The following is a 25,374-nucleotide window of genomic DNA, read 5'->3' on the forward strand; positions in this document are numbered from 1 at the left end:
AGAAAAGAGCAGCGATTTGCTGCTTTCGCACTGGATGACCTCAACCCGGATGCGACCCCCCATAAAACAACAAACGGGGCTTCCTGAACATGGCTATTACCTATAAACCACAACTGCAGTATGTGGATTTTCAGGATCTCACGGAGCAGATCCGCTTCCAGAGCACGGAGGGCAAAATCTGGTTCGGCGAACAGCGCATGCTGCTTATGCAGGTCAGCGCTATGGCCGCTTTTCGCCGAGAGATGGTGAATACCATTGGCATTGAACGTGCCAAGGGCTTTTTCCTGCGCCTGGGCTACCAGTCGGGACTAAAAGATGCCGAACTGGCCCGAAAACTCCGCCCCCATTGCAGCGAACTGGATATATTCCTTGCCGGCCCGCAACTGCACTCCCTCAAGGGCATGGTCAAAGCCGTTCCCATCGAGATCGATATTGACCAGGATTCCGGCGGTTTCTATGGCGAGCTGGAATGGATCGACTCCTTTGAAGTGGATATCTGCCAGACGGAACTGGGACAGATGGACGAGCCTGCCTGCTGGTCCCTGCTGGGATACGCCTGCGCTTATACGTCTTCTTTCATGGGGAGGGAAATCATCTTCCGGGAGGTCAGCTGCCGCGGCTGTGGCGACGACAAGTGCATGATTGTAGGCAAACCGGCTGAAGAGTGGGAAGACGCCGCCGAGTTCACCAAGTACTTCAAGGCCGATGCCATCATTGAGGAATTGTATGACCTTCAGAGCCAGGTGAGCTCATTGCGCAGCAGCCTTGAGAAACAGCAGGGGCAATACTACGGCATCGGCCAGTCCGCCTCCTACAACAAGGTCTGCAAGATGATCGACAAGGCCGCCATGGGCAAGGTGTCGGTCCTGTTGCTGGGCGAAACCGGGGTTGGCAAAGAGGTGATTGCACGAAGCGTTCACCTTCGCAGCGATCGCGCCGAACAACCTTTCGTGGCCGTCAATTGCGCCGCTATCCCCCCGGATCTGATCGAGGCCGAATTGTTTGGTGTCGAAAAGGGCGCCTACACCGGTGCAAACCAGTCCCGGCCCGGTCGATTTGAGCGCGCAACCACCGGCACCATTTTTCTTGACGAAGTCGTTGAACTGACACCCCGGGCCCAGGCCACATTGCTCCGTGTATTGCAGGAAGGGGAACTGGAACGGGTGGGTGATAACCGCACACGGGCTGTGGATGTCAGGGTGATTGCAGCCACTAATGAAAGCCTGGAAAAGGCTGTTGAGGAGGGCCGCTTCCGCTCCGACCTGTTTTACCGGCTGAACGTGTTTCCAGTGAAAATCCCACCGCTTCGGGAACGACTGGAAGACCTGCCGTTGCTTGCGGAGCATTTCCTGAATAAATTCCATTCAGAATACAACAAACGCACACTCGGGCTGTCTGACAAAGCCCTCGATCTCTGCCAGCACTACCACTGGCCGGGCAACATCCGGGAACTGGAGAATGTCATTGAACGCGGGGTAATCCTGACCGATAACAATGAATCGATCAGCCGCGAATCACTATTTGCCGGTATCCCCGAGCCACAATCGAGCCAACCTCAGGGAGTTCTCGACAGCCAGGGCCAGCTTGTTACAGAGGGCAGTGAGGTGCCAGCCGGGGACTGGGCCAGCCAGATTCTGGGAAATGGTATCGGCCTGGACGATGTGGAAGAAACATTAATGCGCCGCGCCATGGAAGAAGCAAACCAGAATGTTTCCGGCGCCGCCCGTATACTGGGGCTGACCCGCCCGGCGCTCGCCTACAGGCTGAAGAAATCCGGAATTCTGGCTGAAAGCTGACCACCGAAAAGCAAGCACCGACACGGACGTCGCCCCTTCCCCCTACACCCGCTTCACGAAATCAGCAAGTCCCTTCCAGACTTTATCATTTGATGAAAATCAATCGCCGGGATTTCTTCCCAACGCCTTAACCTGCGCTAACACTGATCTGGTTTTTATCTATTTTTCAACACTTTAATAAAAACATCCCGGGCATGGCATAAGCGTTGCTATCTCACCCTCAGTCGCTTTATCCACAAAAACAAAGACGGTGACATAAAATGCGAAATGCCCCCCTGCGCCCATGGCGCACCGCTGGCAAAGCCGTATCGTTAGCCGGACTGTCCACGCTTTTGATGACAGGCTGTGAGGCGTCCCTGAATCTGGAAGCCGTTCGGGAACAGTCGCAACAGGCTGTCAAGCGAACAGACTTTTACCAGGCCATGGCCCGTAACAATGAAGTGATTGTCCTCTCCGGCAACAACGGCGTTGTACTGGTAAGTTCCGACAATGGCGAAACCTGGCGCCGACAGACCCCCACGTCCGACAGCTTTCTTGCCCTGGACGTATGCCCGGACAACAGTTTTATTGCCCTGAGTTTCAATAACGAGCTCTGGCATGGTGACGCCAGTGGCGAGAACTGGACTGCGCATGCTTTGTCCAGTCAGGAACAGATGATGACCGCAGCCTGCGCTCCCGATGGAAGCTGGTGGGCCGCCGGCAGCTTCACCACCATCCAGAGCAGCAGCGACAGGGGTGAGACCTGGACCGAAACCTCACTGAACGAGGACGCCATCCTCAACAATCTGCAATTCCTTGATTCCAATAACGCTTTTATCACCGGTGAGTATGGCCTGGTACTCAGGTCCAGAGACGGTGGCAAAAATTGGGATTATGCCGGCTACCTGCCGGATGAATTCTACGCCCATACCAGCTATTTCAGTTCGCAGGATGAAGGTTGGGTTGGTGGCCTCAATGGTTTCATCTATCACACCACTGATGGCGGTGAAAGCTGGGAGAGATCACCAACCGGAATCAACACCCCTGTTTTCGGCTTTGTCTCCGGCCCATCCGGACTCTATGCCCTGGCGGATAACGCCACGGTACTGAAACACGCCGATGGGTCCTGGCAGAAGATATCCACCTCCGACCAGCCCCTGTATCTGCGCAGCGGACTGTTACTTCCCGATAACCAGCTGCTCGCCGCAGGCGCTCGTGGTCTTCTGCTGAACCTTGAAATTCCCGCGGCCTTCTCGGCCAGCACTGACTGAGGAAATCCGCCATGCCTGGATTGCATCGCTTTACCCATCTGCTCCACATGCTGGAGGTATGGATCTTTAACAACCCGCGCAAGGTGCTGAGTGTTATTGCCATTCTCACACTGGCGTTTGCGCTACGTATTCCCGGACTGAAGATCTACACCGATTTCGCCGATCTTCTGCCCCAACAACATCCCTACATCGAGCTGCACAACAGCATCAAGGACAGTTTTGGCGGGGCCAATGTTCTTGTGGTGGGAGTCGAGTTCGAGGACGGCGACATCTTCACCAACGAAAAACTGGCCAAGATCGACAGGATAACCCAGGCAGTGGATAGCCTTCCGGGAGTCAACCACAACCTGGTTTCCAGCGTGACTCACCGCAACTCCCGCAAAATCTGGCTGACCGAGGTAGGCAGTATCAATTCGGAGCCCTATTACGACTCCACGTCCGGAATGTATTCCGAGGAAGCCTTACAGGCCATGAGGTCAGATGTGTCCGCCAATCCACGGGTTTATGGCCCGCTGGTGTCGCCAGACATGAAGATGGCGCTGGTCAAGGCGCAGCTGATTGAGGGCCAGCTGGATTACGAGAAAACCTTCGCCCAACTTCAGCAATTGCGCGCCGAGGAAGATCAGGCCGGCGTCACGATCTATGCCACAGGCCAGCCTGTGCTGGTGGGCTGGGCCTATACCTACATGGAACAGATTCTCCAGATCTTCATTTTCACCGTGGTCACCATGCTGGCCCTGCTTATCTTTCACTTCCGCAAGGCCTATGGCGTTCTCATTCCTCTGGGCGGGGTGCTTGTCTCCACCATCTGGGGCCTGGGCATTATCAGCCTGCTTGGCTACAACCTTGACCCACTGGGCCTGGTCATCCCCTTCCTGATTGCGGCCAGGGCCATGAGTCATGGTGTACAGCTTGTGGAACGCTACTACGCGGAAACCGTGGAACGTGGCAGTGGGCCAGAAGCAGCAAAAGCAACCTTCGACAGTCTGTTCCGTCCCGGCTCCCTGGGTGTGGTTTCGGATGCCATTGGCCTGTCGCTAATCGCAATCGGGTCCATACCACTGAATACGCACCTGGGCATCTATGCCTCCCTGTGGGCCATCACTGTGGTGTTCACCGTGCTGATTGGTGTGCCCCTGTTGCTGTCGATCCTGCCAACACCAAAGAATCCGGAAATTCGCGAGACTTTCCTGCGCCACATCGGTGCCAGCTGCTCCCGCACCGTCACCAGGCCCGGCGCCGCAAGAGTTGTCCTCAGTGTTGCCGCCCTGGCCATGGTGGCGGGACTGCTGGCGTCATCCAACGTGCAGATTGGCGATTCCGAGCCCGGGTCACCGATCCTGTATCCGGACCATGACTACAACATCTCGTCACGTGTGGTGAACGACCGCTTCCCCGGATCCGAGGAACTCTACATCGTGGCCGAAACTGACGAAAAAGGCGGCCTGAAGCGACCCGAGGTGCTGGCAGCCCTGTCGGACCTGCAGTCCCATATGCTGCAGGATCCCGAAGTGGGCGGCAGCAAGGGCCTGCCGGACCTGGTCAAACAGGTTAACCGCCTGATGCACAACAATGACCCCCGCTGGTACCAGATTCCCCATGATGCCGGTTACGTGGGGGGCCTTATGTTCACTTACATGGCCTCCAGTCCGATTCCCGGGGCTCTTGATGAATTCAACGACACCGACGATCGCATCGCCAATCTGGTGTTCTATTACAAGGACCGCCAGGGCGAAACCATTCGCCGTGCCATTCACATGGCCAAGGAGTGGATTTCGGAAAACGGGGACAGCGTTGAAGGACTGACCATCCGACTGGCTGGCGGCACCCTCGGTGTGGCCGCGGCGATGAACGAGTCCGCCTTTGAAACCAACGTCATTGTGCTGCCACTGGTGTTCCTGCTGATTTTCATCTTCGTGATGCTGTTCTACACCTCCTGGCATGCCGGACTGATGATGCTGCTGGCGATGCTGTTTGCCACCACTCTCACCTACGCCTACATGGGGCTGAACGGCCTTAGCATCGACATCAATACCGTTCCGGTGATTGCCGTGGGCATTGGGGTCGGCATCGACTATTCCATTTACATGATGGACCGCATCCGGGAAGAAATGGCCCGATTCGGCAATCTCCGTGATGCCGTCAGGCGTGCTATTTCCACCACTGGTATGGCGATCAGTTTCACCGCCCTGACGTTGATGGCCGGGATCATCATGTGGGTCATCTTCTCGGACCTGCGTTTCCAGTCCGATGCGGCGCTGCTGCTGTGCGTGATGATTGTGATCAATGGCATGGCCGCCATGCTGCTGGTGCCCTCCTGGGTGCTGGTGTTCAAACCGCGCTTTGTCACCGATGTCTACGCCGACGAAGACGGCATTCTCCACGCCGACCGTCCCAAACCAACACCATCTCCGTCGTCTGCGCCCCCGCGGGAACAGGATGATGGATTCGTGCCGGGAGAACCGTACCGGGCTTAAGCCCGGTATCGAACTCCAATAAAACCTGTATGAGGACCTGCCATGCAAACAACAATAAAAGGCCTGAGGGTCTGGTGCTATACCCTTGCGGGTAGTGCCACCCTGGCGCTGTTTCCGATCAACACGGCCGTAGCTCAGGACGATACCCGGGTTAACGGATTCTACGAGAATGCGACCTATGGCCGGGATGGCATAGGGCTTTCCAAGTTCCGCAACACTCTGCAACTGGAAGCGGAGAAGAGAGCGGGCGATGTTGGCCTATTCAGCAATGTCTCCTTCAACGCCACCCTTCGGGGCAGTTACGACGGTGTTTATGATCTCAACGATGATGAATACGGCCGCAACGCTGGCGGCCCTGTGCAGCTGGAAAACCGGGTAGCCGGTCCCGATGCCACAGTACCCCACGGTGGCGGCCTGAAACTGCCCAATTCCTTCGATGAGTCCAACAACCCCAACGAGGGCATGATCGTGCTGGGTGAAAACCTGCACAGCACGGACGGCGGTGTCAGCTTTGGCGTACCGGTGCGCCCGTGTGACAAGGACGAAAGGGGCTGTATTGACGGTTACCTGGACAAGGACTCCAACGACATGCGGTTCCAGGAATTCAACGACCGTGCCGATTTCATCCGTGAACTCTATGCAGACTTCGATGTGAGGTTCTCCAACGGCGATATCCTGAGTACCCGCCTGGGCAAACAACAGGTGATCTGGGGCCGCACCGACCTGTTCCGGGTTCTGGACGTCATCAACCCGGTGGACTTCTCCCGCAACAACATCTACGACGAACTGGAAGACATCCGCATTCCCATGTGGATCCTCCGTACCGACTATCGTATGGGGCCCACCGAGGTGTTCGACGGCTTCGCCTTTGACGACCTCAACTTCCAGCTGGTGTGGAATTTTGACAAATTCCGGCCCCATGACATCGGCCAGTGTGGCCAGCCCAACGTCATCCTGGATGCCGGCTGTTTCTTCCGCGGCATGAACAGTCTCTGGGAGAACGGCGGCACGGTTTCCAACTTCGCCAATGGCGAGATTGCCACCGACTTTGGCCCCGGCCAGATCGGTATTCGCAAAGCGAATATGCCAAGCTGGAGCCTGTCCAATACCCAGGTCGGCCTGAAGATGGAAGGTGTCTATGGCGACCTGGGCTTCTCGCTGAATGCCCTGACCTATCGTTCCCAGTTGCCATCATTGCGCGGGGGCATCCCGGCACAGAATGGCTTCACCGGCGAGACCGGCGTATGGCCAGCCCTGATTGCCTTCGACATTCATTTCCCGCGAGTCAACCTGTTCGGTGGTTCTCTGGACTACTACTCCCAGGGCATAGATACCGTGTTCCGGGTTGAGGCTGCCTACACCACCGGTGAGGAGTTCGCCAACACTCTCGAAGAGAAGCTGTACTCCGAAAGTGATGTGGCCCGCTACGTGGTCGGTGCTGACAAGAACATCTTCATCCCCTTCCTGAATGAACACCAGGCCTTCCTGTTCTCAGGTCAGATTTTTGGCCAACACATTCTGGAGCATGAACGCGAGCAACGCCTTCTCGGCGAAGCGGGCATTCCTGACTGGGAAGAAAACTGGACCGGCACATTGCTGATCAAGGGCTTCTACATGAACGGTCGCCTGAGCCCGCAGATCATCACCGCCCACGATTTCCGCGCCGGGGCTACCGCCATCGCGCCGTCCATTGAGTGGCTGGTCAACGATAACTTCCGCGTGACGGCAGGTGCGAACATCAAGGTGGGCACCGGTGCCCGTGAATTTGATGACTGTCGCACCTGCAACCCATGGGACCCGTTCACCGCCGCCTATCCCGGGCATCCTGAAGGCGAATCCGCCGGTCTTGGTGGCTACGAGCCTTTGGGCCGCTTCCAGTCAGGCCCCATCGGCATGGCTCAGGAAGAAGACGAACTACAGCTGACCATGCGTTACAGCTTCTGATAACGAGGAAACAAAATGACTACGACAAAGACAAGATCCGTTTTTCGCTTCCTGATGGCAGGCTGCACCGCTGGCCTGATGTCGACAGCGGCTTTGGCGAACGAGACGGTAATCACCGACTCGTTCTATCCCTACAAGACTGAAACACCGAGCTTTGAGGGCCTCGAGCCCGGCATGGTGATCAATCAGAGCAATGTTGCGCAGTTCAAGGACGCCATCGATCCGGCCTTCTATGGATTTATCGAGCAGGGCTGGACCACCATCACCGTTGGGGAGACAACCTCATTCGACCTGCACCCGAATTATGTTGAAGCTAGCCGGGTTGCACTCGGCCAGGTGACTCTTGGTGATGAAGTCGGTGAGATCAGTGGCTGGCGCGCTGGCCGCCCCTTCCCCGAGGAGCCCAGCGCGGATGACCCGCGAGCCGGCGAAAAACTGGCGTGGAACTACAAGTATGGCTACAACTGGGGAGACAGTGCCGCCATCTACCCGTTCTACTGGAAGTACCGGGATATGGATTCAGGCAAAGTGGAGCGGACAATCAAGTTCAACTTCCACTTCCTGAACTACAAGGGCCGTGTGATTCAGGAGCCGACTCCGGAAATCACCCCCAACCCTTCTGACCTGTTCCGCGCCATCTACGTCCAGGTGCTGGACCCGGCCGACGTCCGTAATACCCAGTTGCTGATCCACCGCGCCGCGGACGATCTGAAGCGCGATAATTCCTGGCTATACCTCGGTTTTCAGCGCCGGGTTCGTCGTCTTGCTACAGGCCAGGTTACTGACGCCTTCCTCGGATCTGACCTGATGATCGAGGACTTCGAGGGTTATAACGGCCGCATTTCGGACATGAACTGGACCTATAAGGGTACCCGGTACATGCTGATGCCCTTCTATAACCACAACGATCTGACGCTGGATTCTGAAACCCACAGCGACAGTGACGGTTACCAGGTTGTGGCCTTCAGTGGCCAGGGCGGTTGCTTCCCGGACATCACCTGGCAGCTGCGCAAGGTTTATGAGGTTGAAGCGGTCCCGGTCGATGAAAGCCACCCGCTGTCAAAGCGTATTCACTACATGGATGCCCAGACATTCACCATCCCGCGTACGGTTGCCTATGACCGCAAGGGAAGCCTGTGGAAAACCTTCACTATCGGCCAGGCACACCCGGACCACCACCTGCCGAAGAACAAGGGAACCGGCGTGTCTATCGATGACAGCTTCAGCATGATCGATGTGCAGGCCAGTCACTGCACGACAGGCCAGTTCAAGGGCCAGGTGGATCCTGAGCTGTCCCGCCCCAGCATGTTCAACGTCCAGCATCTCCGCGCAACCGGCAGCTAAGGCTGTTGCTTAGCCCCTTGGGCCCGCTTGCGCGGGCCCTTTTTTCATTTCGGAGGATGAACAAGATGTCCCGATATGAGCGTTTGCCCGACTCCCACCAGGCAGATGATCAGCTTCTTGTGCTGACCGACAGCAACGGCGGCATCACCTACGCCAGCTCGGCATTCTGCCGGATGAGCGGCTTTTCTGAAGAGGAGCTGAAAACCGGCTCCTTCATCAGGCTCAGACATCCCGGGATGCCCAAGGGCCCGTTCAATGATCTCTGGGAAACCATCGGCCGTGGTGAATCGTGGATGGGCATGATCCGTAACAGGACGGCCGATGGGTCTGACTGGTGGCTGGATGCCTTTATCAGTCCCATTACCGACACCGACGGCACCGTACTTGAATATCAGGCCATCTACCGCCTGCCTGATGCTGCCACCATTCAGCGCACTGAACAGGTTTACCATGCCCGTAGCAAGGGCCGGCAGCCTACACCCCTGAGAATCCCCAGGCTTGCTCCAGCTACCCTGCAATGGCTGGCGACCACCCTCTGTTTCGCCCCATCTCTGGCAGCAGGTCTGGTCGGCAAGCCGGTACTGTCTGCCACCCTGTTTGCCCTCGGCAGCGCCGCTTCTTTTGCGATTCTTTACAGCCTCAACCGCCCCCTGACACGGCTGTTCAACCGTTGCCGCGATGTAGTCAACCATCCAATCAAGCAACTGGTCTATACCGGCAATGCCGGTGTAGTGGGCCAGATCGAACTTGCCATGCGACTGGTGGAGGTAAGGCTCGAAGTCATGGTGGCCCGGATCCGCGACAGTGGCCGCCAGATTGAAGACAATGTGCTTCGAGCCAACGCCTTACTGCAGGGAAGCACTGATGCATCCGAGCAGCAGCAATCGGCTCTGTCTACCGTGGCCACATCCATTGAGGAATTTACTGCCACCATCCGTGACGTCTCGGAGAATACCCAGCAGGCAGCAGCCCTCAGCACACGCAACCGGGAGTCCGGAGAGGACAGTGCCCGGTCTGCCGCGGCCGCTCAGGACAGTATCCGCACACTGGCCCACGAGCTTGAAGAATCCGGTCGGATTGTGGAGGTGCTGGACCAGAACAGCCAGTCCATTGGCCGGATTCTGGATGTGATCATTGCCATTGCAGAACAGACCAATCTACTTGCCCTGAATGCAGCCATAGAAGCTGCCCGGGCCGGCGAAAGCGGTCGCGGATTCGCAGTGGTTGCCGATGAAGTCCGCTCTCTTGCCCAACGGACCCAGGCTTCCACCGATGAGATTCAGGAAATGATCACCGCCCTGCAGGAAGGCTCACAACGGGTTGTGGAGTCTATCGAAAAGGGCAAGCGGCAGTCAGCCACCAGTGTCGAGCAGGTGTCCGCCAGCGCCGAAGCAATCAGCAATATCGTGGCGGGCATTACTGAAAGCGACAGCCTCAACCAGCAGATTGCAGCCGCCAGCGAGCAGCAGAGCCAGACTGTATCGCAGCTCAACCAGGAAGTGCACGATATTCATCAGCTTGCCATCAAGACAAGTGAACAGCTTGTGGATACCGTCAAAGCAGGCGAGGCAGTGGGCTATCATGCCGGCCGCCAGCAACTGCTGATAAGACACCTGATGCCTGCCCCTGCCAACAACGTTCGACAGGTACATCTAAAGGAAGGCGAGTCATGACCGAGGACGCAAATGCAGAAATCACTTCTCCCCTGACCGTTGTCGTTTCACGAAGGGTAAAAAAAGGGCAGGAGGCCGAATTCGAGAAACTGAGCAGCCGGATGACCGAAAGAGCGTCGGCTTTTCCGGGTTATCTCGGCGCAACCATGTTTCGCCCTTCATCCGCGGACGACCCGGAATACCGCATTGTGTTCAGGTTCCGGGACAGGGAAACCCTGACTGCCTGGGAAGAGTCCGAAGAACGCGCTGAACTGCTGGAGCAGATTGAGAGCCTGCTGGTCCAGCCCAGCGAACGGGAAGTCACCTCGGGCATTGTCACCTGGTTTACCCTCCCCGGCCAGAACCCGGTGAAGCCGCCCCCCAAATGGAAGATGACCATCGTCAGCTGGTTGGCGCTCTATCCGGCGGTCACCCTGGTGTTTGTGCTGTTCGGAGACTTGCTGGCCGGTATCCCCCTGCTACTCAGGACACTGATTGTCACCGTTGTGGTCATGCTGTTGATGACCTATGTGCTGATGCCGCGAATGACCCGCTGGTTCTCGTTCTGGCTGTTTCCCGAGAAGAACAAGCAGAGCCGTTGAGCAACGGCTCTGGCATGGCCCGGTGCCCCAGGCATCAAGGGCATTTTGCCGTGCTGTCAGAAGTGAATAACCGATCGGATACTCTTGCCCTCATGCATCAACTCAAACGCCTCGTTGATATCCTCCAGGGGCATGTTGTGGGTAATGAATACATCCAGAGGAATATCCCCTTTCTCGGCCTTTTCCACATAACCGGGCAGCTCGGTGCGGCCCTTGACGCCGCCAAAGGCGGAGCCTTTCCAGACCCGACCGGTCACCAGCTGGAACGGGCGGGTACAGATCTCCTCGCCGGCACCGGCCACGCCGATGATAATGGATTCACCCCAGCCCTTGTGGCAGCACTCCAGGGCTGAACGCATCACATTCACGTTGCCGATACACTCGAAGGAGTAATCCACGCCGCCATCGGTCATTTCAATGATGACTTCCTGGATTGGCTTGTCATAGTCCTTGGGATTGACGACATCGGTGGCACCCAGCTGTTTCGCGATGTCGAATTTGCCGGGGTTGATATCAATGGCGATGATACGGCTGGCCTTGGCCATGGTGGCACCGATAATGGCCGCCAGGCCGATTCCGCCGAGACCAAAGATGGCAACCGTTGCGCCCTCTTCCACCTTGGCGGTGTTCAGTACCGCCCCAATACCGGTAGTGACACCACAGCCCAGCAGGCAGACTTTCTCTAGCGGTGCTTCCTTGGGAATTTTCGCCAGGGAGACTTCCGGCAGTACCGTGTATTCGGAGAAGGTGGAACAGCCCATATAGTGATAGATGGGCTCGCCCTTGTAGGAAAAACGGGAGGTACCGTCGGGCATCACACCTTTACCCTGGGTTTCACGCACCGCGCCACACAGGTTGGTCTTCCCAGAGGTACAGAATTTGCACTTGCCACACTCGGCGGTGTACAGAGGAATAACATGATCCCCCACCTCCACGGACGTCACGCCCTCACCAACAGCTTCAACAATGCCGCCACCTTCATGGCCCAGTATTGCCGGGAAGTTGCCTTCGGAATCGGCGCCGGAAAGGGTATAGGCATCGGTATGGCAGACGCCGGTGGCAACGATGCGAACCAGCACTTCACCTTTTTTGGGTGGCTCAACGTCCACTTCCACGATTTCCAGTGGTTTATTGGGGGCAAACGCCACCGCAGCACGGGATTTAATCACTGGCAGACTCCTTCAAAAAGATTGGGGATTAAACGTCTCGGGTTTTACAGGTTTGACGCATTGTAGACGACCGGTCTAATATCACAACCATGACCTCCAACGACACGCGCAATCACATCATTCACACCGGTGCCGACCTGATCGGCCAAAAAGGCTTCGGTGCTACCGGCATCAATGCCGTGCTGACCACTGCCGGTGTGCCAAAGGGGTCGTTCTACCATTACTTTAGCAGTAAGAACGATTTCGGGTTGGCTGTCATCGACACCTTTGCGCAGGAATACGACACCAAGCTTGATCGGATTCTTGATGACCGTAGCCGCTCCTGTGTGGATCGTCTTCGCGCCTACTTTGACACCGGCCTGGAGACCATGACCAGCTGTGAATTCACCCGGGGCTGCCTGATCGGCAACCTTGGCCAGGAATTGGCCGGGCAGAACGAGACCTTCCGCAAACGCCTGGACACTGTGTTCCAGGGCTGGGAGAAGCGCTTCGAACGTTGCATTGAAGAAGCCCGTCAGGCAGGGGACGTGGATGAATCCGTCAACCCCGCCGACGTGGCCAGCTTCCTGCTGTCCGGCTGGGAAGGCGCTATTCTCAGGGCCAAGGTTCTGAAATCCACTGAGCCCATGGAGCGGTTTGTGCGGGTCTTTTTCCATCAATGCCTTGGCATTCGCTGAACACACATCTTTTTTTCCAAAGTCACTAGTAGACTGGTCTAATTACATCTTAATAATCCTGAAGGAGAATGGTTAATGAACAATGTAAACGATGCACTGTTTCAACCGCACGATCTCGGCACCCTAACACTGCCCAACCGTGTGCTGATGTCGCCCTTGACCCGTTCCCGCTCCAGTCAGCCTGGAGACGTACCGAACGACATGAATGCTCAGTATTACCAGCAGCGTGCGGGCGCCGGCCTGATCATCAGTGAGGCCACCCAGGTGTCTCCTCAGGGCAAGGGCTATGCATTCACGCCAGGCATCCACTCAGAAGAGCAGATTGAGGGCTGGCGCAAAGTCACCAGTGCGGTGCATATGGCAGGCGGTCGCATTCATATGCAGCTTTGGCACGTCGGTCGCATTTCCCATACGGCTCTGCAGCCCGACGGCAAACAGCCTGTAGCGCCATCGGCGATCAAACCCGAGGGTGCCAAGACATTCATCAGCGCCGATTCCGGCATGGTGGACGTCCCCGAGCCCCGAGCTCTGGAAACGAGCGAGATGGCAGACATCGTAGAACAGTATCGCCAGGGCGCACTGAACGCCAAAGCCGCCGGCTTTGATGGTGTTGAAGTACACGCCGCCAACGGCTACCTGCTGGACCAGTTTCTCAAGAGCGGCAGCAACCAGCGCAGCGATGAATTCGGCGGTTCGGTTGAGAACAGGATGCGTCTGCCACTGATGGTAATAGAAGCCGTGATCGACGTCTGGGGCAAAGAGAATGTGGGTGTTCGGGTCAGCCCGACCGGCAGTTTCAATGCAATGTACGACGAAGACCCCGAAGAAACCTTTGGTGAATTCGCGAAGCGGCTGAACGCTTTGGGCATCAGCTACATCGAGGTCGTGGAAGACTCCTTCCAGGGCAACCATGCGAACGGCCGCCCGGAGTCAGTGATCGATGCCATTCAAGCTGGATTTCACGGTACTTATATCGCCAACGGCGCCTATACCGCTGAAGAAGCCCGCAAGCGCATCGGCAGTGGCCGTTGTGACCTGGTTACCTTTGGCCGTCTATTTATCGCCAACCCAGATTTGCCAGAGCGCTTTCGCCAGCATGCCGAGTTGAACAAGTGGGACGACAGCACTTTCTATGGTGGCGATGAGCGCGGCTATACCGATTATCCGACTCTGAAAGAGCTTGAAACCATCGCCTGAACATTTTCCCTTTCGCAATGCCGCCAAACGGAAGGCGGCGTTGCGGCATCCGATTCAAAGACTTCCCCTCCTTCCATCGCGACTCTTCGCACACCAAGACTCAATATTCTCCAGGTATGTTTGATTATCCGGTTTGAAATCGTCGGCAATCTGGACTAACCCTTAATATGTATCTGGAATAACTGCATCTCTGATTTTGAGTAACAGCACGAAGTATTCAGATTTACAACAAGCCCCTGAATGCACCCATTAAAGGGAGAGCAGGCTCATGAATCATAAATTTTCCCGCAGGAAGTTTCTAAGGAACTCTTTACTCGGCACCGGCGCAATGACCCTTGGTTTTCCAGCGCTAAACGTTAACGCGAAAGAGCACAAGATTCGTGTTGGTGTCGTTACTTCGTTATCAGGCGCAAATCGTTTCGGCGGTAACCTGACACGCCGGGGATACGATCTCTGGGCCGAAGAAATCAACAAGCTGGGCGGCATCGAAATTGAGGGAAAACGGTATCCCGTGGAAATGTTCTATGGTGATGCCCAGTCTCGACCCGCTTCCGGTGCAGATGCCGCCGAAAGGCTGATCATTCAGGACGAGGTTGATGTTCTGTTCGGCCCCTATACCTCTGGTGTCACCCTCGCAGTGCAACCCATCAGCCAGAAATACAGGGTGCCGATGATTTCCGGTTCCGCGGAGTCTCCGAACGTCTGGCTTGCAAAACCCGCCTTCAACTTCGGCATGATTCCCGCAGTGGATCTCACCACCGATAAATCCATGGTGGTACTGGCGGAAAACCTTGGCGACCGGGCAAAAACCGCTTCGGTTATCGGGGTTGATGAACCCTTCTCCAAGGAAACTGCGGAAGGCTTCCGCAAGGGTGTCGAAGAGTCAGGCTTGGATCTCCTGAGTTACGAGCTGTTTCCCGCCAACTCTGATCTCTCTGCCATTGTATCCAAGCTGAAGTCGAGCAACCCGGATATTGTGGCTGTCGGGGGGCATGAAGATATCTTTATCAATTTTGTGAGTACGGCAAAGGCGCTGAATTACAAGCCCAAGGCCCTCATCATGCACTACGGTGTAACGTCCGCGGCATTCATCAACGAGACCGGACCGGAGTCAAACGGGATTCTCGGTGTTTCCGTGTGGACAGAGGGGTTACCTTACAAGGACGAACTGTTCGGGACTGCAAGCGACTATTCAGAGCTGTCCTTTTCCAGGTGGGGAACACGGCCGGATTACACCGAAGCGGCCTGTTCGGCCAGTGGCCTTGTGCTACAGGACGCTGCACGCCGGCTCGGAAAAGCGCCACCCTGGGATCAGGGAACGCGTGCGGAACTCGCCAAGGCCATTGAAGATACCGACATTGAGACCTTTTACGGCCCAGTAGGGTTTGCCAAGGAAGGAAGTCATTACCACAACAATACCAAGCCGGTGCCGGCTGTCGTCCAGATCAAGAGTGGCGATGTTGTGCCAGTGGCTCCGGAGAATGCGTCCAAGGGAGAGCTTGTTTACCCGATTCCCGGCACTTCGTGACACAGGGCCGGATGTACAGTCGCCGACAGCGCTCCTGAAAGAAAGGCTGTCGGCGACTGTGACAAGCGTGGATGACGAGCGTGGATAAGGAGTACCGACTTGGACCTTTTCCTGCAGACACTTGTAAACGGCATCCTGATCGGCGGCATCCTGATTTGTCTGACCATCGGATTCCAACTGACCTTCGGCGTGCTGCACGTGATCGACTTTGCTGTCGGGGGCTGGACCATGCTCGGCGGCTACACCGCCTATTGGCTGGTAACCCTGGCCGGCATTGACCCCTTTATCAGTATTTTCCTGGTTTTCGCGCTTTTCCTGTTGATCGGTCGTGGGCTGGGCCCGCTGATATACCATGTCAGAACCAGCCGGTATGCCCGACCTGACCTGATGGCACTGGCCTTTACTTTCGGTATATTCCTGTTCATGCGTGGAGGCGCCCTCTGGCTCTGGTCCTACAACAGCCGCAGCGTCGACTCCGTATTGTCGGGTCAATTCCTGAGCCTGGGCCCCGTAACCATACCCTTGATGCGATTGTCTGCCTTTCTCCTGGCGATGCTATTCAGCCTGGGGCTGTTTATTCTGCTCTACCGGAGTCGCTTTGGCATGGCCGTCAGGGCGCTGGCACAAAACCACGACCATGCCGGCTTGATGGGGGTAGATGTAAAGCGGGTTTCCGCCTGGGTATATGGTATCTATACCGCTTTGACCGCATCCGCCGGAGTGCTGATTGCAACCATCTATTCCGTCAACCCCAGCGTCGGCATCCGCTACACACTCTTTGCATTCTTTGTCGCCGTACTCGCTGGTCTCGGTTCGGTTGGTGGCGTTCTGGTCGCCGGTCTGGCTCTCGGCCTGCTTGAAGCCTATGTCGCCACCTATATTGGGGCCCGATATTCCTTACTGATTGTTTTCGGAACCTTGTACCTTGTCCTTCTGGTTGCACCCAAAGGAGTTCTGGGACGTGGCATCTAAACCTGTTCTGACCCCGAAACTTATCGTCCGGGCACTCCTGATCGGCGCCGTGGTGATCGCCCTTACAGTACTGCCCGCCTTTATCGACTCTTACACTCTGAGAATTGCCACCGGCGCGCTTATGTGGGCCGGTCTGGCCTGTGCCTGGAACATTGTGGGTGGCTACGCAGGGTATATCAGCTTCGGGCACTCGGCATTCTTCGGAATCGGCGCCTACACCACGGCCATCCTGATGCAGTCCAATATTGGCGCCTCATTCTTTGTTACCCTGCTGCCTGCGATCATTCTGTCTATCGCCGTCGCTGTGGCCATTGGCGGGCCGACCATGCGGCTCAGGGGTGCCTATTTTGCCATCGCAACCTGGGCGTTCGCCGAAATGCTGCTACAACTGGCCACTGTGCTCGACTTTACCGGTGGCACAGCCGGGCTCTCCCTGCCGGCCTACCTGAATGAATTTTTCTTCTACTACACCATGCTGATCGCATCAGCAGCGAGCTTCATCGGCGTCTGGCTGTTAATCGAACGCTCACGCTTCGGATTCAGAATCAAGGCATTGCGGGATGATGAGCCGGCGGCCGAGTCACTTGGCATCCGGACAAACCTGGTCAAGGTCCAGTCATTCGCACTCTCGGCAGCGATCACCGCGCTTTTCGGAAGCATCTACGCCTACTGGACAACCTATATCGATCCCTATTCCGTCATGGGGCCGGAGATTACCGACCAGATGGTTGTCATGGTGCTTCTCGGTGGACTTGGAACTGTCTGGGGCCCGGCTCTGGGGGGTGTATTACTCTGGATCACCAATCGTTACATCTGGTCGACCTTCGGGGACACCGTCATTTACCTTCCCATCCTCGGCGTTATTATAGCGCTGGTGGTTCTGTTCCTGCCCAACGGATTGATCAGCCTTATCGTGGGACGCCAACGCGGCAAAGAACTTATTTCCCGAATTCTCGGCAAACTATAGGAGAGGGCTTCTGATGTCATCTGCGTCCCATAAAGCCGAGTCACCAGAGTATCCGCCACTGGCCATAGAGTCGGTTAGCAAGCACTTCGGTGGAATTACCGCAGTCGACGACGTTTCGCTCTCCGCCGATGCTGGTGAAGTCGTCGGGGTGATTGGTCCCAATGGCAGCGGCAAATCGACGCTGTTCAGTCTTGCGGCAGGCGGACAAAAGCCTGACACCGGAAAGATACGCTTGCAGGGAATCGACGTTACTGGCTGGCCCACCTGGAAAATCGCCCGTACCGGCATAAGCAGGACCTTTCAGATTCCCTCCCTGTTTCTCAACATGACGGTCAGGGACAACCTGCTGGCGGCCGCCGTCGAAGGGGACTGGAAGCGTGCCCGTGAGAGGATGGAAAGCACTCTGGAAATGCTGGAAATCAGTCACGTGGTCGACAATCTGGCATCGGAGCTTTCCGGCGGTCAGCAGAAACTTGTGGAATTCGGGCGGGTCTGCGTACGGGACCCGAAAGTGATTCTGCTCGATGAAGTCACCGCCGGCGTTCATCCGAACATTCGCCAGATAATTCTGGATGCCATACAGCGATTACGAAAAACCGGCATCACTTTTCTGGTGATTGAACACGACATGGAAATGGTAAAGGAAATCTGCGACCGACTTATGGTGATGGATCAGGGCAAAGTGGTTGCGGAAGGCGATTTCGACACCATCGCCAGCGACAGCAAGGTCCAACAAGCCTACCTGGGGCGCACATGAGCAACGAGCTGAGAGTCGACAACCTGGTTACCGGTTACGGCAAACAAGAGATAGTGCATGACATTACCGTCTCTGCACCGCCGGGGCAGATAACCTGTATTTTCGGCCCCAATGGCAGCGGAAAGTCCACTGTCATAAAGGCAATTGCCGGTCTCCTGCCAGCGTGGTCCGGGCGGATAACACTCGGCGGTACCGAGATCACCGGATTGCCGGTGCACACCATGGTGAGTAAAGGCATTGTGATGATGCCCCAGGGTGGGGGTGTGTTTCCGCGATTTACCGTCATGGAAAATCTCAGGATGGGCGGGTATGCGCTAAACAACAAGCAGCTCATCGAAGAGCGCATTGAATCCCTGATTGCCGATTACCCGAACCTGCAGCGCCGCAGAAATACCCCGGCCGGCTCCCTGTCAGGCGGGGAACAGATGATGGTGGCCATCGCACGGGCCCTGGTAACAGACCCTGCTTTCGTAATGCTGGACGAGCCATCCGCCGGACTCTCACCAGCGCTGGTCCACGAAACCATGGAGAGAGTCGTCGGCCTGAAGGAGCGAGGGGTCGGCGTCATCATGGTGGAGCAGAATATCCGTGAAGCTTTACCCGTCGCCGACAGTGTTTATATCTTTGCGGGCGGTAAACGTAAATTTGCAGGTACTCAAGAGGACATCAGAGACGATAATCATTTGATGTCAATCTATATGGGGGGCACCTGAAGGGAATCACTGCAATCTCTCCGAGACAATCTATTCCCATCAACACAGCGTACCATTCCTCATCCATATCTTTCGGTGAGGTTCTCTGATCTTGTCCACCCTCTACTGGTTTACACGGGACTTGCGACTTCATGACAACGCAGCCCTACTGGCCGCCTCGAAGTCAGACATGCTGCTTTGTGTGTATGTGGTGAACCCACGCTGGTTTAGCCCAGGCCCATTTCAGTGCAGAACCCTGGGCAGTCATCGCTGGCGTTTCATGTGGCAGAGTCTGATGGCGCTGGAGCGTAACCTGCGGCCACTGGGGCAACGGTTGCATATTGCCTTTGGTGATCCTGAAGAGGTGATTCCGGAACTGGTGCACAACCATCGTATCGGACGGGTGGTTCGCTCCCGCCTGCCCGGCACACGGGAAGCCGACCAATGGCGGGCCATCAGGGATAAGCTACCGAAAACCGTCTTCCAACAGTTCGAGACCCTGAGCCTGTTCACCGAAGGCACCCTTCCGATGGATCTGGAGGGCCTGCCGGATACCTTCTCCAGATTCCGCAAAGAGGTTGAAAAGGCCGGCGAGTGCAATTCTGAACGCCTGCGCATTCGCACACTGACAGCGCTGCCACCAGCGCCCGGTTATCCGGAAGACAACCGTGGTGAGTGCCCGGCAATTACCGATCCCCGGCACCCGGTCAGCTTCAGCGGCGGTGAATCGGCAGGCCTGGAACACCTGCACGACTATCTGTTCGTCAACCACCACATCGACCACTATAAGGAAACCCGCAACGCGCTGGACGCGGCCGGGGCATCGTCCCGTTTATCGCCCTGGCTGGCGAATGGCTCACTCTCTGCCCGCGAAGTCGCGGATACCATCAGCGAGTATGAGGAAAACCACGTTAAAAACGAGTCCACTTACTGGCTGTGGTTCGAATTACTGTGGCGAGAGTATTTCCACTGGTATGCACTGAAGCACGGCTCGGACCTGTTTCGCCGGGATGGCGTACAACAGAAAAAGCGCTCTGCTTCCTTCTATCCCCACCGTTTCAAGGCCTGGTGTGCCGGCAGCACGGAATACCCGCTGGTGAACGCAGCCATGAACCAGTTGCGGGAAACCGGTTATATCAGCAACCGCAGCCGGCAGATTGTCGCCAGTTGCCTGATCAACGAACTGGAACTGGACTGGCGTTACGGCGCTGCCTGGTTCGAAGAACAGCTGGTGGACTATGACGTCGCCAGCAACTACGGCAACTGGCAGTACCTGGCCGGTGTCGGCGCCGACCCCAAAGGCCCGCGGCATTTCAACCTGGATAAACAGGCACGCCAGTTTGACCCGGCGGGTGACTTCGTCAGACACTGGCGAGGCAATGCAGCCCAGCCGGTTGGTCTGCACACCGTCGACGCGGCAGACTGGCCCCTTTGATTCTCAGGAATCTAGAACGTGGACTTTACACAGTTCCTTCCGGACTCCTTGGCGTTGTAGAGTGCGGCATCGGCTCGCTGGATCAGCTCATGCGGCGTATCACCGGGCCGAAACGCCGAGACCCCCACGCTGACGGTGACCCGCTCGGGAATCGGGAAACGATGGCTTTCAATGCTGCCTTTCAAGCGCTCGGCAACCGGAACAGCAAGATCCAGGGAGGTTTCCGGCAGAATAATCAGGAACTCTTCACCTCCCCAGCGACCCGCAATTTCGGATTCACGAAGGCCGTTTCTGACCAGAGAGGAGACTCCCGACAGCACCGCATCTCCTTCATTATGGCCGAAACGGTCGTTAATGGACTTGAAGTGGTCCAGGTCAAAAATGATGAGGGAAAAGGTGCTGCCATACCGGGTACAGCGTGCTACCTCCTGGTCCATGAAACTTTCAATCTTGTGGCGATTGTACAGGCCGGTCAGTTGATCATGGACAGCCTGGTAGGTCAGCGAATTCAGCAACTGGCTGCGATCCAGCGCACTGCCAAACAGGTTGGCCATCAGTTCTGCCGTCTGCGCTCTCTGCGGCGTCCATGGGTTGACGACCGCGGTCATCTGAATCCCCAGGATGCCCGAGACCCTGTCGCCCCTGTGTACCACGGCCAGCAGTACCGACTGTTTCTGGCCCAACTCCAGCAGTTCCTGGAGAAACTCCAACTGTGGGGGAATCTCGCTTTCGTCCCGAAGTACGACTGTTGGTCTACCGTCGAAGACCTTATTCAGGCTGTTGGGAATCACCGGATGCTTTCTGACCGCCTCCTGACGCAGTGAACCAAAACCTTCACCTGCCCAATCGTGGCTGATCCAGAGCTGTCGGCTGACATCATCCAGCTGACACAGGAATACCCTGTCTGCCCGGTAGAATTCCCCCAGGGTCCGACAGGTTCTGGTCAGGCCCGTGTCGGTCTTGTCCGGATCCAGGGTCAATAAATCCGTACTGATGCGGCGAACCATTTGCTCGGAAAGCACCATCTGTTCCAACTGTACTTTCGCCTGGTGACGCTCAATGGCCAGACTCGCAATGGCGATAGGATCCGTCAGGGCGTCAATGTCGTCATCTCCCGGGGTCCATGGCTCATCGTGATAGACGTCAAAGGTACCCAGTAACTCGCCACCACTTCCAATAATCGGTTCCGACCAGCAAGCCCGCAATCCTGCGCTCTCGGCCTCTTCACGATACCCCTCCCAGCGGTCATCGGAATAGATATCCCGGGTTACTACCCTCCCGCGGATATACACCGCCGTTCCGCTGCTGGCTGCACCGAAAGCGACGGGCAACCCATCCAGGCTTTCCCGGAACGCTTCTGGAAGTAACCGCCCCCCAACCCAGCGCAGCCGGGCAGCCTCAACGTTATGTACCATGACGCCACAGCGTGCATTCGCCATGCGGGTTTCTGCCATCGCAGACAGGTGATCGAGAGTCACGTGCAAGCCATTGTCGTTGGCCATGGATATCATGGCCTTGTGGCGATAGTGGTCGGCTTTTTCGGCGTGTTTGCGGTCAGTGATGTTCACTCCGGTGAACATCAGTGCCTGACCGCCCTTATAGGAAATGATGGAGAGCGAGCTGTCGAGCCAGACCGGACGACGGCCTCGGGCTTCGAAATACCACTCGAATTTCTGCAGACCGGAACGGTCCGTCTTGTAAATGATGTCCTCGAAGTCCAGCAGGCTGAAGGGAGAACTCGACCAGGCGTCCGGCTTCTGCATCACCTCGGTCGTCAGTTGCTCTTCCGTTTTAACGCCAAAAGCCATCATGGCGGTCTCATTGGCGTACAGGACCGATTTGCTCGTTCTGTCCAGCAGCATTACCGCGATGGCAGACTGATCGAAAAGCGCCCGGAGATCCCGATCCGCATTGCGAAGGGACCGGCTGGCCGAACCCATTTCAAGGTTGAGCCCCTGAACCCGACGATTCAGGCGCCGGTACCCCAACAGGGAAAATACCAACAGCGCTGCCAGAATGGCCGTCAGAAGCAGAAGCGCAACTGCCAGGACATTCTCTGAAAATAGCGTCCAATAATCCGATACCGTTGAGCCCACGCGTGCGCCGTCCGTGCCTGAGAATGGGTTTATTGCTCCACTATAGACACATTTTCAACGAGTTGTGTTGTGTTTTGGTTAGCGTTCACAACCGTCACCGACATGTTGCCGGGATTCACACCGAGGGATGCCAGCAGGGGAGCAACCAGGCTTTCCACAACCTCACTGACAACATCGGTGACCGGTACCAGAAGGGTGTTCATCAGGGTAGTCAGATCACTGCTGCTGTCGCAGGTGAGGCTCAGTGAAGTAACCGTTACATCAGAACTGAACTCATCCGCAAAGCCATCGGATGTGGCTTTGCGGCTGGCACACTCTCCGTCCAGGCATTGAAGAGGATAGTTCTCAATCACCGACGGAGAAACACTCTCACTGTACAGATCAATGGCCAGCCCAACATCGGCACACAGCTTGGCCACAGATACACCAAGCAACTTGGCCTCCAGTATCTCTGCCTGAACCGGCTCGGGGTTCACCAGACCAGTAGCAGGATCCACCCTTCCCGTCTCGACATCCGCTGCGGTATCGATCATGTCAAAACCCAGGGAAACATCGTTGTCGTTGCCTCCAACGGCACACTCTCCGGAAACAAGACTGGCACTTCCGCCACCAGCCTGAACGGCCAGAGGGATAACAATGTTATCCAGAAGGTCGATGTCGACGAGACCGAGAGACAATGTCGAAACAAGGCTATTGATTCCACTCTTGCTCAGCCCTGCACTGACGATGGCCTCCAACCGGATATCCGCGGAACGGACACGGGTAACCCACTGCCCATCCGCGTCCTGGCGCGCCGGGCCGTACACCATTTTCGGGGCATCCGCCACATGCAGGCCCAGATCCACTTCCAGGTTTGCAAGTTCATCGGTTGAACTGACCAGGCCCTGCAACAGGGTCGATTCGGACGTATCGAGATCCAGCCCAAGAAGCGATCCGGAGCCACTCAAAACCCTGGCACTGTTCATGACAGTACTGATCACCAGATCGTACAGCGGGAAGCTGGCATCGGAGGACACATTTGTGCCCTCAACCACTTCAAGCACATCGCTCACATAAAGCCCGCTGATGCCAGCCGCAGCGGTCAGGTCATCCACAAGCATTCCGGCTGGCTGGGCCGACCCGCCAACAAGGCCTGTTACTTCCGTCAACAGATCAACGAGCGGTTCGTCGACCAGGTCAGCAACATCATTAACACCCATCCGTTCAAGCAGGTCTCCCACATTGATCAGGGTATCCTCGAGGCTATCCAGCTGCGTGGGGCTAAGGCTATAGGAGGGGTCGCCCAGCACCGCCCCGATCAGGCCACCCAACAACCCACCTTCTATATCAGCAGCAGAGCTGACTGCGCTGATCATGGCATTCACTTCCTTGCGCACAGCCGCGGACCTTTCCAGGGTAACAGTGCCGAACAGGCCGCCCGGGAAAAGCTTTGAAATGGGCTCCTCACGGGTTATGGAGACCCGGACACCATTGCTGCGATTCAGGGCCGATTCCGGCACACGGCGAAACACAAGATCCGTATTTTCGTCAGTGGACTCCAGCACACCGGGGATGACCGACAGCGCATCATCGGCTCCGTCGTATCCTGCGGCTTTGGCAGCGTCGAGGGCTCTCGACGATATGGTGGTCATTTCTACATCCGGGCCGCCACATGCCTGGGCTCCGTCTGCGGCCGCACTGGCAGCGGCGTTAACCTGGTTCTGCATTTCCGATTGCAGGGCCAGCAGACGAGCGCCATCCACCGCCAGCACCATCATCAGAACGATGACAGAAACAGCCAGTGGGGCGACAAAAATCAGCGCCCCACGCTGGCTCCGAAGGCTGTTAATCCTCACCACGGGCCGACCCCGCTATCCTGTCGGGAATAGCCCGGCGGAAGGTTTCAGCGATCCGTTCCTGGCTGTCCACATAGGACTGGACAGACAGTTCGCTTTCTTCCTGCGCGCCGGATTTTGCCTGGCGGTTCAGCCGGTCACGGGTTTCCGGCACCGGCTCATCCACAATAACAGAGCCAGAGAGACCATACTCCGGCTGGTCCTGGCTGAATACGGACAATGGCCACAACACCAGGCACAGCAATAACAGTGACTTCATTTTTCACTCCTGATTCTGGCGGCAAGTTTTTCAGCATGGGCAACTTCGTCCATGGACAGATCGTACTGATCCCTGAGCATGGCAAGACCAGAGCGGTCGTCGGTAATGATGTAGCCGGCTGCCAGGTTCTGGCGTACCGCCCCCTCGCCATTAGCCAGCTCAAACGCCGTACGCAGTTCGAACACTGCACTGTGGTATCCGCCGGTCAACAGGAGGGCGTATCCATAGTCGTTGCGAACGTCGGGTGATGATGGGCGCAACTTCCTTGCCTTCCTGAGTTCACTGACGCCTTGCTCGAATTTGTACTGCTTCAGGTAGACCAGCCCCAGCCCGTGATGCCCCATTGCGGAGTCACAGTTCGTGGCCAGCGCCTGGAAAACGTCTTCCGCTTCAGCAAGCTGATTGGTTGACGCCAGCAGTTGGCCACGCCTGATCCAGTGTTGCGCGGTCGCCAGACCTTCACTCTCCAGCTTCGCCAGCGCCGCGTACGGCTGGGACCGGGACATCAGGGAATCCACTGCATCCAGCTGCAGCTGGTGCTCCGGTTGCAGTTTTGTGGTGCAACTCACCGGTGGCAGCGAATCTCCGGATGGGCCGCCATCGGGTCCCAGTGTGGCGCAACCGGATACTGCCAGTGAGATAGCCAGCAGCAAGACTCCGCGACTGCTCGTGCTTTTGTGTGTTGCCATAATGTCTCCTGACAGGTTTCTTTTTCGCATTCGTTG

20 protein-coding genes are annotated in these 25,374 nt (G+C 56.7%); 15 read left to right on the forward strand and 5 right to left on the reverse strand.

Annotated features, from left to right (window positions below; genetic code table 11):
* Positions 1-89 precede the first annotated feature (89 nt).
* The 7 genes from QPM17_RS11975 to QPM17_RS12005 all read left to right on the forward strand — a co-directional run bounded on the left by QPM17_RS11975 (position 90) and on the right by QPM17_RS12005 (position 11,065).
* Positions 90-1,796, forward strand: coding sequence for a sigma-54-dependent Fis family transcriptional regulator (locus QPM17_RS11975; protein WP_285390984.1), 1,707 nt, complete (start codon positions 90-92; stop codon positions 1,794-1,796).
* Positions 1,797-2,056: 260 nt separating this feature from the next.
* Positions 2,057-3,046: a WD40/YVTN/BNR-like repeat-containing protein gene (locus tag QPM17_RS11980; RefSeq protein ID WP_285390985.1), complete on the forward strand. Its 990-nt coding sequence runs from the start codon at positions 2,057-2,059 to the stop codon at positions 3,044-3,046.
* An 11-nt stretch (positions 3,047-3,057) separates the two neighbouring features.
* Positions 3,058-5,523, forward strand: coding sequence for an efflux RND transporter permease subunit (locus QPM17_RS11985; protein WP_285390987.1), 2,466 nt, complete (start codon positions 3,058-3,060; stop codon positions 5,521-5,523).
* 42 nt (positions 5,524-5,565) lie between these two features.
* A complete protein-coding gene (locus QPM17_RS11990; RefSeq protein ID WP_285390989.1) occupies positions 5,566-7,467 on the forward strand; it encodes a DUF1302 family protein in 1,902 nt (633 codons plus the stop codon).
* Positions 7,468-7,482: 15 nt separating this feature from the next.
* Entirely contained in the window at positions 7,483-8,811 is a 1,329-nt protein-coding gene (locus QPM17_RS11995; protein WP_285390990.1) for a DUF1329 domain-containing protein, read from the forward strand.
* A 65-nt stretch (positions 8,812-8,876) separates the two neighbouring features.
* A complete protein-coding gene (locus tag QPM17_RS12000; protein ID WP_285390991.1) occupies positions 8,877-10,484 on the forward strand; it encodes a methyl-accepting chemotaxis protein in 1,608 nt (535 codons plus the stop codon).
* Positions 10,481-11,065 (forward strand): antibiotic biosynthesis monooxygenase, encoded by a 585-nt coding sequence (locus QPM17_RS12005; protein ID WP_285390992.1) that lies wholly within the window; start codon positions 10,481-10,483, stop codon positions 11,063-11,065. The genes QPM17_RS12000 and QPM17_RS12005 overlap by 4 nt, the downstream gene beginning before the upstream one ends.
* A gap of 56 nt (positions 11,066-11,121) precedes the next feature.
* On the opposite strand, the gene QPM17_RS12010 is transcribed toward QPM17_RS12005, so the two are convergent.
* The gene (locus QPM17_RS12010) at positions 11,122-12,234 is read right to left on the reverse strand and encodes an S-(hydroxymethyl)glutathione dehydrogenase/class III alcohol dehydrogenase (protein WP_285390993.1); all 1,113 of its coding nucleotides are present in this window, start codon (positions 12,232-12,234) and stop codon (positions 11,122-11,124) included.
* Positions 12,235-12,323: 89 nt separating this feature from the next.
* On the opposite strand from QPM17_RS12010, the gene QPM17_RS12015 reads away from it, so the two are divergent.
* The 8 genes from QPM17_RS12015 (at position 12,324) to QPM17_RS12050 (ending at position 20,459) form a co-directional block, all read left to right on the forward strand.
* Positions 12,324-12,911 (forward strand): TetR/AcrR family transcriptional regulator, encoded by a 588-nt coding sequence (locus tag QPM17_RS12015; protein WP_285390994.1) that lies wholly within the window; start codon positions 12,324-12,326, stop codon positions 12,909-12,911.
* A gap of 75 nt (positions 12,912-12,986) precedes the next feature.
* A complete protein-coding gene (locus QPM17_RS12020; RefSeq protein ID WP_285390995.1) occupies positions 12,987-14,108 on the forward strand; it encodes an alkene reductase in 1,122 nt (373 codons plus the stop codon).
* Positions 14,109-14,376: 268 nt separating this feature from the next.
* Positions 14,377-15,636: an amino acid ABC transporter substrate-binding protein gene (locus QPM17_RS12025; protein ID WP_285390996.1), complete on the forward strand. Its 1,260-nt coding sequence runs from the start codon at positions 14,377-14,379 to the stop codon at positions 15,634-15,636.
* Positions 15,637-15,735: 99 nt separating this feature from the next.
* Positions 15,736-16,608 (forward strand): branched-chain amino acid ABC transporter permease, encoded by an 873-nt coding sequence (locus QPM17_RS12030; protein WP_285390997.1) that lies wholly within the window; start codon positions 15,736-15,738, stop codon positions 16,606-16,608.
* Complete coding sequence (locus QPM17_RS12035; RefSeq protein WP_285390998.1) at positions 16,598-17,575, forward strand: branched-chain amino acid ABC transporter permease; 978 nt, start codon at positions 16,598-16,600, stop codon at positions 17,573-17,575. The genes QPM17_RS12030 and QPM17_RS12035 overlap by 11 nt, the downstream gene beginning before the upstream one ends.
* A gap of 13 nt (positions 17,576-17,588) precedes the next feature.
* The gene (locus tag QPM17_RS12040; protein WP_285390999.1) at positions 17,589-18,332 is read left to right on the forward strand and encodes an ABC transporter ATP-binding protein; all 744 of its coding nucleotides are present in this window, start codon (positions 17,589-17,591) and stop codon (positions 18,330-18,332) included.
* Positions 18,329-19,045: an ABC transporter ATP-binding protein gene (locus QPM17_RS12045; RefSeq protein WP_285391000.1), complete on the forward strand. Its 717-nt coding sequence runs from the start codon at positions 18,329-18,331 to the stop codon at positions 19,043-19,045. The genes QPM17_RS12040 and QPM17_RS12045 overlap by 4 nt, the downstream gene beginning before the upstream one ends.
* Before the next feature lie 91 nt (positions 19,046-19,136).
* The gene (locus QPM17_RS12050) at positions 19,137-20,459 is read left to right on the forward strand and encodes a DASH family cryptochrome (RefSeq protein WP_285391001.1); all 1,323 of its coding nucleotides are present in this window, start codon (positions 19,137-19,139) and stop codon (positions 20,457-20,459) included.
* An 11-nt stretch (positions 20,460-20,470) separates the two neighbouring features.
* On the opposite strand, the gene QPM17_RS12055 is transcribed toward QPM17_RS12050, so the two are convergent.
* The 4 genes from QPM17_RS12055 to QPM17_RS12070 are packed head-to-tail and all read right to left on the reverse strand — an operon-like array spanning position 20,471 to position 25,338.
* On the reverse strand, positions 20,471-22,555 hold the full coding sequence (locus QPM17_RS12055) for a sensor domain-containing diguanylate cyclase (RefSeq protein ID WP_285391002.1): 2,085 nt from the start codon (positions 22,553-22,555) through the stop codon (positions 20,471-20,473).
* Positions 22,556-22,584: 29 nt separating this feature from the next.
* On the reverse strand, positions 22,585-24,393 hold the full coding sequence (locus QPM17_RS12060) for a Tad domain-containing protein (RefSeq protein ID WP_285391003.1): 1,809 nt from the start codon (positions 24,391-24,393) through the stop codon (positions 22,585-22,587).
* Complete coding sequence (locus QPM17_RS12065) at positions 24,380-24,649, reverse strand: hypothetical protein (RefSeq protein ID WP_285391004.1); 270 nt, start codon at positions 24,647-24,649, stop codon at positions 24,380-24,382. Before QPM17_RS12065 ends, QPM17_RS12060 begins: the two co-directional genes overlap by 14 nt.
* Complete coding sequence (locus tag QPM17_RS12070; RefSeq protein WP_285391005.1) at positions 24,646-25,338, reverse strand: tetratricopeptide repeat protein; 693 nt, start codon at positions 25,336-25,338, stop codon at positions 24,646-24,648. Before QPM17_RS12070 ends, QPM17_RS12065 begins: the two co-directional genes overlap by 4 nt.
* Between the last annotated feature and the right edge of the window lie 36 nt (positions 25,339-25,374).

It is taken from the genome of Marinobacter azerbaijanicus, from assembly GCF_030250645.1.
Lineage (GTDB): Bacteria > Pseudomonadota > Gammaproteobacteria > Pseudomonadales > Oleiphilaceae > Marinobacter > Marinobacter azerbaijanicus.

Excerpts from the sequence above, each read along its gene's own strand:
- QPM17_RS11975 (WP_285390984.1), top strand. The coding sequence starts at position 90 with ATGGCTATTACCTATAAACCACAACTGCAGTATGTGGATTTTCAGGAT.
- QPM17_RS11980 (WP_285390985.1), top strand. The coding sequence starts at position 2,057 with ATGCGAAATGCCCCCCTGCGCCCATGGCGCACCGCTGGCAAAGCCGTA.
- QPM17_RS11985 (WP_285390987.1), top strand. The coding sequence starts at position 3,058 with ATGCCTGGATTGCATCGCTTTACCCATCTGCTCCACATGCTGGAGGTA.
- QPM17_RS11990 (WP_285390989.1), top strand. The coding sequence starts at position 5,566 with ATGCAAACAACAATAAAAGGCCTGAGGGTCTGGTGCTATACCCTTGCG.
- QPM17_RS11995 (WP_285390990.1), top strand. The coding sequence starts at position 7,483 with ATGACTACGACAAAGACAAGATCCGTTTTTCGCTTCCTGATGGCAGGC.
- QPM17_RS12000 (WP_285390991.1), top strand. The coding sequence starts at position 8,877 with ATGTCCCGATATGAGCGTTTGCCCGACTCCCACCAGGCAGATGATCAG.
- QPM17_RS12005 (WP_285390992.1), top strand. The coding sequence starts at position 10,481 with ATGACCGAGGACGCAAATGCAGAAATCACTTCTCCCCTGACCGTTGTC.
- QPM17_RS12015 (WP_285390994.1), top strand. The coding sequence starts at position 12,324 with ATGACCTCCAACGACACGCGCAATCACATCATTCACACCGGTGCCGAC.
- QPM17_RS12020 (WP_285390995.1), top strand. The coding sequence starts at position 12,987 with ATGAACAATGTAAACGATGCACTGTTTCAACCGCACGATCTCGGCACC.
- QPM17_RS12025 (WP_285390996.1), top strand. The coding sequence starts at position 14,377 with ATGAATCATAAATTTTCCCGCAGGAAGTTTCTAAGGAACTCTTTACTC.
- QPM17_RS12040 (WP_285390999.1), top strand. The coding sequence starts at position 17,589 with ATGTCATCTGCGTCCCATAAAGCCGAGTCACCAGAGTATCCGCCACTG.
- QPM17_RS12045 (WP_285391000.1), top strand. The coding sequence starts at position 18,329 with ATGAGCAACGAGCTGAGAGTCGACAACCTGGTTACCGGTTACGGCAAA.
- QPM17_RS12065 (WP_285391004.1), bottom strand. The coding sequence starts at position 24,649 with ATGAAGTCACTGTTATTGCTGTGCCTGGTGTTGTGGCCATTGTCCGTA.
- QPM17_RS12070 (WP_285391005.1), bottom strand. The coding sequence starts at position 25,338 with ATGGCAACACACAAAAGCACGAGCAGTCGCGGAGTCTTGCTGCTGGCT.